Origin of the sequence: Olsenella sp. An290 (assembly GCF_002159535.1) — a bacterium.
Classification (GTDB): Bacteria; Actinomycetota; Coriobacteriia; order Coriobacteriales; family Atopobiaceae; genus Thermophilibacter.
On record NZ_NFIU01000002.1, the window covers coordinates 152,230 to 164,515 of the forward strand.

Sequence of the window (12,286 nt, forward strand, 5' to 3'; positions counted from 1 at the left end):
GCGCTCACTCCCCCTTCACCGCGACCATGAGGTCGACGGTCGAGATTCCCTTGGTCCTGCTCTTCCTGGGCTCGAGCAGGCCCGGGCAGGAAAGCCCGGGCGCCGACGCCGCGTGCTCGTAGACCACGACGGCCCCGTCCGCGAGCTGCCCCGTCCGGGAGAGCTCGCGGACAAGCCCGGAGACCCGCTCCGCCTCCACGGCATAGGGAGGGTCCAGGAAGACGACGTCGAAAGGCGCCCCCGCAAGGCCGCGCCCCGCGAGCTGGAAGACGTCTCCCGCGAGCGAGAAGAACTCCCCCTCCCCCGCCCCGAGCGCCCGCGCGCTGCGCCTCACGCGCGCGGCGGCACGGCGGTCGCGGTCCACGAAGGTGGCCCGCGCCGCGCCGCGCGAGAGGAGCTCGAGCCCCATGGCGCCCGACCCCGCGAAGGCGTCGAGCACCGCGCTCCCGGACAGGTCGAGCCCCGCGGCCGAGAGGATCATCGAGGCGATGGCCTCGCGCGTCCGGTCGGTCGTGGGCCGCGTGGTCCCGCGCCCCTCGGGCGCCTCGATGGCGCGTCCGCGCCACTTTCCTCCAACGATCCTCATGCTCGCTCCAGTTCCTCGAAGTAGGCGCCAAAGCGGTCGCGCACCTCGATCGCAAGGGCGCGGTGCGCGGGCGCGGACAGGCGCGGGTCGTCGTCTGCCAGGGCGCGGGCGTCCGCGTGCGCGGCCTCGACGAGGTCGCGGTCGGCCTCGAGGTCCGAGATCTTGAGGGTGACGCCGCCGTGCTGGCGGTACCCCAGCACCTCGCCCTCGTGCCGGAGCCTGAGGTCGAGCTCGGCGAGCTCGAAGCCGTCGGAGGTGGCCTCGAGGGCGGCCAGGCGCGTGCGGGCGGCGCTGCCGCGCTTGGCGGCGCAGCTCAGAAAGACCGTCCCCGCCTCGTCGCCTCGGCCCACGCGCCCGCGCAGCTGGTGGAGCGTGGCCAGGCCGAAGCGGTCGGCGTCGAGCACCACCATCACCGTCGCGTTGGGGACGTCGACGCCCACCTCGACGACCGTCGTGGAGACGAGGACCTGGGTCCTGCCGGAGCGGAAGCGCTCCATGGCAAGGTCCTTCTCGGCGGCGGGCATGCGGCCGTGCAGGAGGTCGCAGGCAAGGCCGGGCAGGACCTGCGTGCGCAGCTCCTCGACCGTGGAGACGGCCGAGCGCGGGCGCGGCGCGGCCGAGCGCAGCCCCTCGGGGACGTCGTCGAGCTCCGAGCCGTCGTCGGCGTCGTCGACGAGCGGGCATATCACGTAGGCCTGCCGGCCGCGCGAGACGGCGTCGCGCACGGCGCCCCAGGCGAGGTCGAGGCTGTCGGGGGCGATCACCTTGGTCGTCACGCCCGCGCCCGCGCGCGGCCGGCGCCTGATCTCGGAGAGCGAGACGTCGCCGTAGAGCGAGAGCGCGAGCGTGCGCGGGATGGGGGTCGCCGTCATGGCGAGCAGGTCGGCCCCGGCGCCCTTGCGGCGCAGGGCGGCGCGCTGGTCCACGCCAAAGCGGTGCTGCTCGTCGATCACGACGAGCGAGAGCTGGGAGAACTCGAGCCCCTCGGAGAGCAGCGCGGTCGTGCCAAAGACCACCGTGGTCCCCCCGCGCGCCACGGAGGACTCGATGAGGGCGCGCTCGTCGGAGGGGGTCGAGCCCGTGACGAGCGCCCAGCTCACGCGCGCGGCGTCGAGGACGGGACCGAGCTTCTCGGCGTACTGGCGCGCGAGGACCGAGGTCGGCGCCATCACGGCGGCCTGCGTCCCGGTGTCGGCGCACGCGGCGAGCGCGACGGAGGCGACGGCGGTCTTTCCCGTGCCCACGTCGCCGAGCAGCAGGCGGTTCATCACGCGCGGGGCGGCCATGTCCGCGAGGGTCTGGTCGGCGGCCAGGCGCTGCTCCTCGGTGAGCGTGAACGGCAGCGCGGCGAGCAGGGCCTCGAGGTGCGGGCCCGAGGTCACGTGGCAGGTCGGCTCGACGCCCGCGAGCTCGACGTCCCGACGGCAGAGCAGGGCGAGCTGGAGGCAGAGGAGCTCGTCGTAGGCGAGCCGGCGCCGGGCGAGCTCGGCGGCCGCGGGCGTGGAGGGAAAGTGGACCTCGCGCAGGGCGCGCGCGAGCGTCATGAGGCCGTGGCGGGCGCAGAGCCCGGCCGGGAGCCAGTCGCAGACGTCCCCCACGTCCGAGAGGGCCGCCGCCATGATGCGGCGCATCCACGGCACGCTCACGCCCTCCCCCACGGGGTGCACCGGGAGCACGCGCGCGTAGCCCGCGGCGCTCCCCTCGGAGCCGAGCACCTCGTAGAAGGGGGCCTTCATCTGCTTGAACCCGTAGCCGAAGGTCACCTTGCCCGACAGGGCCACGCGGTCGCCCGGGCGCACCTGCTCGGCCACCCAGGGCTGGCGGAAGAAGGTGGCCACGAGCACGCCCGTCTCGTCGGCCACGGAGAGCTCCACGATCTGCATGCGCGGGCGGGGCCGCTTGAGCTGCACGCGGTCCACGGTCGCCACCACCGTGGCGTCCTGGCCCACGTCCGCGCAGCCGATGGGCACCACGCGCGTGAAGTCGAGGTAGCGGTGGGGGACGTGGAGCAGGAGGTCCCGCACGCGGCGGAGCCCGAGCCGGGCGAGGGCCTCGCCGCGCGCGCCCGTCGCGTAGCGCAGCCTCGACACAGAGTCGGAGAGGGCGCAGGTTCTCTGCACCCTCTCCGCAGCGGACGCTATGGCCGGACGCGTGCCCACGCGCCCTACTCGATCGAGAAGATCACGGGGTAGAGGGGCTGCTCGCCGCGGTGCGGGTCGACCTCGAGGTCGGGCTGGGCCTCCTCGATGGCCGCCACGAGCGCCTCGAAGGCATCGTCGTCCAGGTCCTGGCCGGCGAGGATGGTGAGCGAGTCGCCCTCCTCCTCGTCCTGCATCCTGGCGATGAGGTCGAGCGTCACCTGGGTGACGTCGGAGCCCACCACCTCGATCGAGTCGTCCTGGATGCCCATGACGTCACCGGCGTGGATGGGCGTGCCGTCGGCGGCGGCCGAGTCGCGCACGGCAGTGGTGACCTCGCCGCCGCGGACGCAGGAGATGGCCTCGGTCATGGCCTCGACGTTGTCCTCGAGGGTCCCCTCGGGGTCCGCGACGAACATCGCGGAGAAGCCCTGGAGCACGGTCTTGGTGGGGACCACGGCCACCTGCGCGTCCTCGCAGGCGGAGGCCGCGGCCTCGGCGGCCATGCGGATGTTGCCGTTGCCCGGGAGCACGATCACGGCGTCGGCGTTGGCCTCCTCGACGGCCGAGAGGATGTCGGCCGTGGAGGGGTTCATGGTCTGGCCGCCGGAGACGACCACGTCCACGCCCAGCGAGCGCAAGATCTCCTCCTCGCCCGAGCCGGCCGCCACGGCCACGAAGCCGAGCGCCTTCCTCGGCCCGTCCTTCTCGTCCCCCGCCGCCTGGTCCGCGGCGATCTTGGCGGTGCGGTCGTGGGACTCCATGTCCATGTTGTGGATGAAGACCTCGTAGACCTGGCCAAACTGGAGCATGTACTCGAGCACGCGGTTGGGCTCGTTGGAGTGCACGTGGACCTTGAAGTCGGGGTAGGCGCCCACGATCAGCTCGCAGTCGCCGAGCGTGGCGAGGTGGGCGAGCGAGGCGTCCACGTCGAAGGGCTTCTCGGCCTTGAAGAGGAACTCGTTGCAGTAGCGGTACTCCGAGCCCTCCCAGTCGTCGTTGAGCTCGATCTGGACCTTGGCCGAGACGTCGGCCTTGGCGTCGACCGTGGTCTTGAAGTCGGTGAGCTCGCCGGACTTGCCGGTGGCGGCGTTGACGAAGGCCTCGAGGAAGGTGGCAAAGCCGAAGGCGCCCGAGTCCACGACGCCGTTCTCCTTGAGGACGGGCAGGAGCTCGGGCGTGCGGGCCACGGACTCGTAGGCCTCCACGACGAGCGCGTCGAGCATGTCGCGGGTGGCGAGGTCGCGGTTCTTCTCGAGCTGGTCGGCCTTGGCCGAGACGTCGCGCAGGACGGTGAGGATGGTGCCCTCCACCGGCTTGCGGACGGCCTTGAAGGCCACCTTCACGCCGCGGCGCCAGGCGTGCGCGACGTCGGCGGGCGTGGGGTGCTCCTGGTTCTTGGCGTCGCAGAGGCCCTCGGCGATGCCGCGCAGGATCTGGCTCGTGATGACGCCGGAGTTGCCGCGCGCGCCCATGAGCGAGCCGTGCGTGATGGCCTTGGCGATGTCGTCGATCGTGGCGGAGGCGGGCAGCGCCTCGATCTCGCGGACCACGGTGTTCAGCGTGAGCGACATGTTGGTTCCGGTGTCGCCGTCGGGCACGGGGAAGACGTTGAGCTTGTTGATCTCCTCGGCACGGTCGGCCACGACCTTGGCGGCGACGGGGAAGCACGCGCGAATGACGCTTGAAATCATCTTGGGGACCTCGGTTCTGTGCTCGGGACTAGCGGGCGTTGCGCAGGCCCTCGATGTGGACCTTCACGTCGACGTTGTCGAGCTCGGCGATCTGCTTCAGCAGGAACTTGACGGAGCTCGTGAGGTTGCTGACGACGGAGGACATGTTGACGCCCTGCTCCACGATCACGTGCAGGTCCACGCCCACGCGGCCGCCCGAGGCGGCGACGTCGATGCCCTTCCTCAGGCGGAAGGAGGGGAGCAGGCGCGCGACGCCGGCCTGCTCGTCGATCTCGGCCATGCCGACGACGCCGTAGCACTCGAGGGCGGCGTAGCCCGCGAGGTCGGCGATGCAGTCGTTGGACACCCTCAGCGTTCCTGGAACGGCACCGGACATGTGGTCTCCTCTCGCTGGAAGGACGAGCGTGCTCCTTGGGCGTTGCTCTCAATTCCAAGGATTATAGCGCAGGCCACACGAGGCGGGGCCCGCGCGCGCATTCGCTATACTTTGCGCAGGTCGCAAGGACGGGAGGTCACATGGGCATGGCAAGGGGACACGACGGCGAGCAGGACCGCGCGCTCGGGGAGCTCACGCGCTACCGGCGCGACCTTCACCGCATCCCCGAGCTCGACGACGAGCTGCCCCAGACCCTCGCCTACGTGGCAGGGGTCCTCGAGGGGCTGCCCTGCGAGGTCCTCGCCCCCTGCGAGGGCGCGCTCTGCGCCTACTTTGACCTCGGCCGCGAGCGAACGGTGGCCCTGCGGGCGGACATGGACGCGCTGCCCGTGGCCGAGCGCACGGGAGCCCCCTACGCGAGCGGGTGCCCCGGGCGCATGCACGCCTGCGGCCACGACGGGCACATGGCCATGGCCCTTGCCGCGGCGACCTGGCTCGGGCGCGTCCTGGCGGGCGAGGATCCGCAGGCGCGCGCCGCTGACCTCCCCCGCAACGTCCTCATCGTCTTCCAGCCCGCCGAGGAGACCACGGGCGGCGCGGCGCGCGTCTGCGCGAGCGGCGTCTTTGGGAGCGTGCGCGCGGAGCGCGTCTTTGGCTTCCATCTCTGGCCGGACCTCCCCCTCGGGGCGGTGGCGTCGAGGGCCGGGGCGCTCCTCGCCCGCTCGAGCGAGGTCACGGCGTGCTTCCGGGGCCGCTCGAGCCACATCGCACGCTGGCGGGAGGGCCGCGACGCCCTTGCGGCGTCGGCCAGGCTCGTCCCCTCGGCCGAGGCCCTGTGCGCCCGCCTCGCACGGGAGGCGGGCGAGCCGTGCCTGCTGCGCTTCGGGCGGCTCGAGGCGGGGACCGTGCGCAACGCCATCGCGGGCGAGGCCCGGGCGGAGGGCAGCCTGCGCGTCTTCTCGGACGCCATGTTCGACCGCGCCCGCGAGGGCGTGCGCCGCGTCGCCGAGGCGACGGCCCGCGCCGAGGGCTGCGCGGTCGAGCTCTCCTTCTCCGAGGGCTACCCGCCCGTGACCAACGACGAGGCGCTCTTCGGCCGCGTGGCGGCGGCCCTGCCCGAGCTCGGGCGGATCGAGGAGCCCCTGCTCATTGCCGAGGACTTCTCCTTCTACCAGCGGGAGCTCCCGGGGGTGTTCCTCCTTCTGGGCACGGGGACGGGGATTCCCCTGCACTCCGACCGCTTTGACTTCGACGAGCGCGCGCTGCTTTGCGGGCTCGACTGCTACCGTCGCCTCGTCCTCATGGACTAGCCGCGCTCGGGAACGGGCGCGGCATGAAAGGCGGGCCGGGGCCCACGTGGGGTCCCGGCCCGCCGGCTCGTTCGTGGGGCGTGCCTACGGCCTGTGGCGCAGCGAGCGCACGGCCGCCGCGACGGACGCGAGGCCGCCCGCGAGCAGCGCTCCCAGGGTGCCGGCGAGGGTGGTCGCGTCACCGGTCCCGGGCAGCTCGCCGGGGCCGTGGCCCGAGGTGCCGGGGGCGGTGGCGCCGGGCGCCTGGGTGCCGGGCGTCTGGCCGGCGGGCGTCTGGGTGCCGCCGGGACGCGCGCCGCCCTGGGTGCCGCCCTGGCCGCCGTCGCCGGGCTCGGGCGTCTCCTCGGCCGACGCGAGGATGGAGAACTCGAAGGCGCGCTCGGTCGTGGGCTCGTAGTTGGGGTCCTCGCTCGTGACGGTCACCACGAGACGGTAGGAGCCGACCTCGGACGGGGCGGCGTCGAGCTGGCGCCAGCCGTCCTCCGTGCGCTCCTGCCAGGAGAGGGTCACGAGGACCTCCTGGCCGTAGCCGATGACCGTGACGTCGTCCGTCGTGAGGTCGACGGGCGTGCCGTCAAAGGTGGCGTCGAGCGCGGGCACCTCGATGCCGTAGCGCGCCCGCGCGATCTCGAAGGTCGCGGTGGCCGTGGCCACCTCGTAGTTGCCGCCGGGGGCGTCCGTCACGGTCACCGTGGCGGTGCCGGCGTCGACGTTGTCCTGGTAGGTGACCACGTACTCCGAGGCGGAGAGGGGCTCCCCGTCCACGAGGACGGACACGACGGGCTCCTGCGGCCGGCCGTTGTAGACGAGGCCGTCGGCGCCGGTGAGCTCGAGCGTGGGCGTGACGGCGCACGGGGCAACCGTGACGCCGACCGTGGCCGTGGCCACGTCCGCCCCGTCGGCAAAGGTGAGGGCAACCGAGGTCTGCCCCACCTCGAGCGCGCGCTCAAAGCTCACGAGCGCGGTGACGTCGGCCGTGCGGCCGCTCGCATAGGTGGCCGTGACGACCATGCCGGCGGGGTCGAAGGCCTCGCCAAAGACATAGGAGGTCTTGGAGGGCGCGGAGGTGAGCTCGATGCCCGTGAGGGCGTCGCGGGAGACCGTGAGGGTCACGCTGCCCGTGACCTCGTTGTAGGCGGCCGGGTCGGCCGGGGTGAAGGTCCACGCGTAGTCGTGCGTGCCCACCTGGAGCTCGGTCGCGTCGAGCGAGAGCGTGCCCGGGACGTCGGACGCCACCTGGAGGTTCTTCTCGACCTCGGAGAGCGGCGTGGTGGGGAAGATCTGGCCGCCCGCGTAGGTCACGCTCACCTCGGGTGTATCCCTGGCGATCGAGAAGGACGTGGCGGCCGTGGCCGGCTCGTAGTTGGCGGCGCCGGCGAAGGAGGCGGAGACCTCGTAGGTGCGGGCCTCGTCGAGCCCCTCGAGCGTGAGGGAGCCCGCGCCGCCCGCGACCGCGACCTCGTGGTCGGCGCCGTCGACGCGCACGGTGACGGTGCCGTCCAGCCCCCGGCCCGAGACGCCCGTGAGGCTCACGGAGAGCGTAACGGGGTCGCCGACGGCGGCGCCCTCCGTCCGGGCGCTCACGGAGAGGGCGGCCTGCGCGCGGGCGATCTCAAAGGTCGTGCTGGCCGTGCCCACCTCGTAGTTGCCGCCGGGGGCGTCCGTCACGGTCACGGTGGCGGTGCCGGCGTCGACGTTGTTGGCGTAGGAGACCACGTACTCGGAGGCGGGGACCACGGCGTCGCCGTCCATTGCCACGACCCCCGGCTCCAGGGCGGAGCCCGTGTAGACGAGGCCCTCGGCGCCGGTGAGCGCGAGCGTGGGCGTGACGGCGCGGGCGGAGACCGTGACGGGAACCGCGCACGTCACGGTCCTGCCGCCCGAGGCGTATGCGAGCTCGACCTCGGTCTGCCCCACCGCAAGGGCCGCCTCATAGGACACGGCGCCGCTCACGTCCGCGGTCCGGCCGGAGGCCCACGTGGCCGTGACGACCATGCCGGCGGGGTCGAAGGCCTCGCCGTAGGTGTAGGAGGTCTTGGTGGGCGGCGTGGTCACGGCGATGGAGGCGAGGGAGTCCTCGACGACCGTGAGGGTGACGGTACCGCGCACGACCTCGTAGTTTCCCGTGTCCGCCGGCGTGAAGGTCCACGCGCACTCGTGGTCGCCCGGCGTGAGCGACGCGGGAAGCTCAACGGACAGGGTTCCCTCGACGGCGGGGTCTGCCTGGGCGGCGTAGTTGGACGCGACGAGCGTGCGGTCGGTCGTGGGGTAGACGACAAGGTCAGGGTTGACCTCGGTGACCGTCACCTGGGGCGTGGCCTTGGCAAGCGAGAAGGACGCGGAGGCCGTGGCGGCCTCGTAGTTGCCCGCGGCGGGGACCGAGGCGCTCACGGCGTGCTTCCCCGCCTCGAGGCCGTCCAGCTCGAGCGCGCCGGAGCCGTTGGTGATGACAACCTGATGCTCGACCCCGTCGACCGTCACCGTGGCGGTAGCGGACGGGGCCTCGCCGGCCACGCCCTCGAGGGTGAGCGCAAGCGCGACCGGGCTGCCGTACGTCGCGCCGCCGGCGGGCGCGCTCACGGAGAGCGCGGGGCGCGCCGGCGCGATCTCGAAGGTCGCGGAGGCCGTGTCCACCTCGTAGTTGCCGCCCGGGGCGTCCGAGACGCTCACCGTGGCGGTGCCGGCGTCGACGTTGCCCTGGTAGGTGACCACGTACTCCGAAGCCGGAATCGCGGCGTCGCCGTCACGGGCCACAACGCCCGGCTCCTGCGGCCGGCCGCTGTAGACGAGGCCGTCCGCGCCGGTGAGCTCGAGCGTGGGCGTGACGGCGCGCGGGGCCACCGTGACGCCGACCGTGGCGCTCATGCCCTCGTAGGCCACGCTCACCTGGGTCGTGGCGACGGTGAGCTCCTCGGGCGAGAAGGACAGCCTCTCCGGCGCGACCTCGCTCGTGGCGCCGCTCGCGTAGGTGGCCGTGACGACCATGCCGGCGGGGTCGAAGGCCTCGCCGTAGGTGTAGGAGGTCTTGGTGGGCGGCGTCGTCACGGCGATGGAGGTGACGACGTCCCGGGCCACGGTGAGCTCGACTGTGGTCTCGAGGGTCTCGTAGTTCTGGGTGTCGGCGGGCGTCACCGTGCAGGCGTACGTGCGCGTTCCCTCGACGAGCGCGGTACCCGGGGCCAGGGAGACCGCGGCGTCCGCGGGCGTGCCCGCCCAGGTGAGGCCCTGCGCGACCTCGGAGAGGTCGCTGCCGGTCCACAGCTCGGGGCCCTCGTAGGTGACGGCGCCGGAGAGCGTCGCCTTGGCGATGGAGCCCACGCCCGCGGCGGTGAGCTCGCTCGCCGTGAGCTCGTAGTTGGCCGCGTCGGCGCCCGCGAGGGCAAGGCCGGACACGAGGACGTCCTTGCCCTCACCGGCGTTGGCGTCCGCGTAGGAGTACGTGGCCGTGGCGGTGACGTCGTCTCCTGCTACGACGCCGGCGAGCGCGATGGCAAGGTCGCCGCCCGTGACGGCGGTGGTGCCGTCGTAGGTCTTGGACGTCGTGCCCTCGACGCTCGGGACAAGGCGGGCGCGCGCGATCTCAAAGCTCGCGGTCACGGGCTCGAACTGGTAGCGGCCGCCCGCGGCGTCGCTCACCATCACCGTGGCCGTGCCGGCGCTGACGTTGTCGGCGTAGGTGACCACGTACTCGGCGGGGTCGAGCGCCGAGCCGTCCGCCGTGACGGAGACGGCGGGACGCTGCTCGGAGCCGTCGTAGACGAGGCCCTCGGCGCCCGAGAGGGTCACGGTCGGGGTAATCGCCTGCGGGGCCACGGTGACGGAGAGCGTCGCGGTGCTGCCCTTATAGGAGACGGTGATCGTGTTCTCGCCCACCGTGGTGAGCGGGCCCGCCGGCTCGACCGCGTAGCCCGAGACCGGCTCGGTCCGGCCACTCGCGTAGGTGGCCGTGACGACCATGCCGGCGGGGTCGAAGGCCTCGCCGTAGGCGTAGGAGGTCTTGGTGGGCGGCGTCGTGATGGCGATGGAGGTGACGACGTCCTCGGAGACGGTGAGGGTCAGCGTGCCCGTGACCGTCTCGTAGTTGGCGGAGTCCTCCGGAGTGAAGGTCCAGGCGAGGGCGTTCTCGCCAACGGTGAGCTCAGCGTCGCCGAGCGCAAGGGCGCCCTTGACGTTGGAGGTCACCTGGAGGTTCTTCTCGATGTCCTCGAGCGGGGTGCTCGGGAAGACCTGGCCGCCCGAGTGCGAGACGCTCACCTGGGGCGTGGCCCTGCCGATGACAAAGGTTCCCGTGGCGGAGCCGGTGTAGCCGCTGCCCTCCTTGGCGGTGACCGTGACCGTGGCGGTGCCGGCGTTCACGTTGTCGCTCGCCTGGACGGTGTAGGCGTCCGTGGGGACCGTCTCGCCGTTGACGGTCACGGTGAGGGCGTCGGCAGGGGGCGTTTGGGCCGCACCGGTGTAGGTGTAGGTGCCCGAGACGCTCACCGTCGCGTCGGAGAGGTCAACGTCCACGACGACCGCGGAGTCGTCGTAGGGCTCATGGGAGATGGTGAGGTAGTCGGCCGGGTAGAGGTCGAGCGTGGCCTTGTCGTAGATGTAGGAAATCTCGGCGTCGCCGATTTTGAAGACGTAGCCGGAACAGTAATCGTTGCCAATCATATGGTCATAGTTCTCGATGAAGAGGCCGCCGTCCTGGCCGATGGTTCCCGTGTCGCTGTTGGTGACGTCGACGAGGTAGGTGCGGCCGTCGCCCATGCGGATGACGTTCCACATGTGGTTGCCCGCGCCGGTGCCGCCGTCCATGACGCCGTGCACGGTGGTGCAGCGGATGTTCGAGTTGAAGTGGGAGAGGTCGCAGAGGTACTGGAAGGCCTTGGCGTAGCCCTCGCAGACGACCTTGGTCTCCCCTTCCCCGTCAAAGACCGAGACGATCTGCCAGGGGTCGCCGTAGGGGGTCTGTGTGCTGGGGTCAGCAGCCTCATCGTCGTAGGACACGAGCTCGCAGATAGCATCGCGGTAGGCGTTGAGCTTCTCGTAGTCGCTCTTGTTCTCGTTCTTAGTGACGATCTCCTGCGCCTTGACGCGGGCCTTGAGGGCACGCTGGGCGTCGGTGCCGTCCACGGTGTAGGCGTCCGCCGGGTCAGCGCGATAGTCGAGCGCGACGCCCATGCTCACGGAGGGGGTGAGGGTGACCTCGATACTGTCGCAGCTGATACTGAAGAGCATCCGCGTGCCGCCGCCGTTATCCCCCGTCTTGTCGTACCAGTAGAGCTCGTAGGGGCAGTCGTCGAGCAGGGCGTCGAGGGCGCGGCTGATTGCGTCAGAGTAGAGCGTGGTGGCGGGACCGAAGTCCGTGTCATGTCCGTTGTACTCGATCCCAAGCTCCTCAAGGGTCCAAGTATGCTCGGGGAGCATGATGTCTTTCGTCGACGTGTGCTCGCCCAGGGCAATCGGGGTAATCTCGTCGTGGAGCGCGTCGTAGACCTCGAGGGCGAGGCCGCTCAGCTGGTCGTGGCCGCTCGTGCTGTAGAACGAGACGAACGGGCCGCCGTAGAAGAGGCGGTTGACGAACTCGGAGAAGAGGGCGTCGTTGTCAAAGGGCGCCCAGGAGCGCGTCGACAGGAGCGGGCTGCCCACCGCCGAGAGCGTCGTCGTGCCGGGCTGGGCCTGGGCGATGCCAGGGGCCGCCAGTGTCGTGGTCACGATGGCCGCCGTGGTGATGCCCGCCGCCCAAGTCTTCTTCTGCACCAATGGAATCAGCTCCCCGCGCACGCGCGCTCCAAGGGAGGGAAATCTACCCCCTCCCGCAGGCATTCAGATGCAGCCATGGTACCAGAAGACACGCACGTCAGCGGCAGAGGGCGGTCGAACAGGCGCCCTACGGGAATGACGGAGCGTCGCCGCTGTGTCCCGTGGCGGTGCGTCACAGAAAACGGGAGGCCGCCGAGGCGACCTCCCGTGCAGATCAGCGTTGCGCGATGCGACGAGCCTAGCTGCGGGCAATCTTGCCGGACTTGAGGCAGCGGGAGCACACGTTGGCCTTGCGGCGGTGACCGTCGACGACCACGGTGACGCGCTGGATGTTGGGCTTGAACGTGCGGTTCACCACACGGTGGGAGTGGCTGATGGAATGACCGGCAACGGCGTGCTTGCCGCAGAACTCACAGACCTTGGACATGCTTACC

General features: G+C 71.6%; 7 protein-coding genes. 1 reads left to right on the top strand and 6 read right to left on the bottom strand.

Features of this window, described 5'->3' with window-relative positions; translation table 11 throughout:
* Positions 1 to 4 precede the first annotated feature (4 nt).
* From rsmD to B5F84_RS02255, 4 genes are read right to left on the bottom strand one after another with little or no spacing between them, the layout of a single operon-like run.
* Positions 5 to 586 carry a 16S rRNA (guanine(966)-N(2))-methyltransferase RsmD gene (gene rsmD, locus B5F84_RS02240; RefSeq protein ID WP_087320248.1) on the bottom strand — a complete coding sequence of 194 codons (582 nt, stop codon included), beginning with the start codon at positions 584 to 586 and terminating at the stop codon, positions 5 to 7.
* Positions 583 to 2,745 carry an ATP-dependent DNA helicase RecG gene (gene recG / locus B5F84_RS02245; protein ID WP_087320250.1) on the bottom strand — a complete coding sequence of 721 codons (2,163 nt, stop codon included), beginning with the start codon at positions 2,743 to 2,745 and terminating at the stop codon, positions 583 to 585. The genes rsmD and recG overlap by 4 nt, the downstream gene beginning before the upstream one ends.
* 5 nt (positions 2,746 to 2,750) lie before the next feature.
* Positions 2,751 to 4,418: a DAK2 domain-containing protein gene (locus B5F84_RS02250; protein ID WP_087320252.1), complete on the bottom strand. Its 1,668-nt coding sequence runs from the start codon at positions 4,416 to 4,418 to the stop codon at positions 2,751 to 2,753.
* Positions 4,419 to 4,446: 28 nt separating this feature from the next.
* Positions 4,447 to 4,794 carry an Asp23/Gls24 family envelope stress response protein gene (locus B5F84_RS02255; RefSeq protein ID WP_087320254.1) on the bottom strand — a complete coding sequence of 116 codons (348 nt, stop codon included), beginning with the start codon at positions 4,792 to 4,794 and terminating at the stop codon, positions 4,447 to 4,449.
* A gap of 146 nt (positions 4,795 to 4,940) precedes the next feature.
* On the opposite strand from B5F84_RS02255, the gene B5F84_RS02260 reads away from it, so the two are divergent.
* Positions 4,941 to 6,104 carry an amidohydrolase gene (locus B5F84_RS02260; RefSeq protein ID WP_087320472.1) on the top strand — a complete coding sequence of 388 codons (1,164 nt, stop codon included), beginning with the start codon at positions 4,941 to 4,943 and terminating at the stop codon, positions 6,102 to 6,104.
* 84 nt (positions 6,105 to 6,188) lie between these two features.
* On the opposite strand, the gene B5F84_RS02265 is transcribed toward B5F84_RS02260, so the two are convergent.
* Both B5F84_RS02265 and rpmB read right to left on the bottom strand, forming a co-directional pair.
* Complete coding sequence (locus B5F84_RS02265) at positions 6,189 to 11,849, bottom strand: bacterial Ig-like domain-containing protein (RefSeq protein WP_158094457.1); 5,661 nt, start codon at positions 11,847 to 11,849, stop codon at positions 6,189 to 6,191.
* 241 nt (positions 11,850 to 12,090) lie between these two features.
* Positions 12,091 to 12,279, bottom strand: coding sequence for a 50S ribosomal protein L28 (rpmB, locus tag B5F84_RS02270; protein ID WP_072371255.1), 189 nt, complete (start codon positions 12,277 to 12,279; stop codon positions 12,091 to 12,093).
* Positions 12,280 to 12,286 lie beyond the last annotated feature (7 nt).

Bases quoted from the DNA above. Each gene is read 5' to 3' on its own strand.
- rsmD (WP_087320248.1), bottom strand. From the start codon at position 586: ATGAGGATCGTTGGAGGAAAGTGGCGCGGACGCGCCATCGAGGCGCCC.
- B5F84_RS02250 (WP_087320252.1), bottom strand. From the start codon at position 4,418: ATGATTTCAAGCGTCATTCGCGCGTGCTTCCCCGTCGCCGCCAAGGTC.
- B5F84_RS02255 (WP_087320254.1), bottom strand. From the start codon at position 4,794: ATGTCCGGTGCCGTTCCAGGAACGCTGAGGGTGTCCAACGACTGCATC.
- rpmB (WP_072371255.1), bottom strand. From the start codon at position 12,279: ATGTCCAAGGTCTGTGAGTTCTGCGGCAAGCACGCCGTTGCCGGTCAT.
- B5F84_RS02260 (WP_087320472.1), top strand. From the start codon at position 4,941: ATGGCAAGGGGACACGACGGCGAGCAGGACCGCGCGCTCGGGGAGCTC.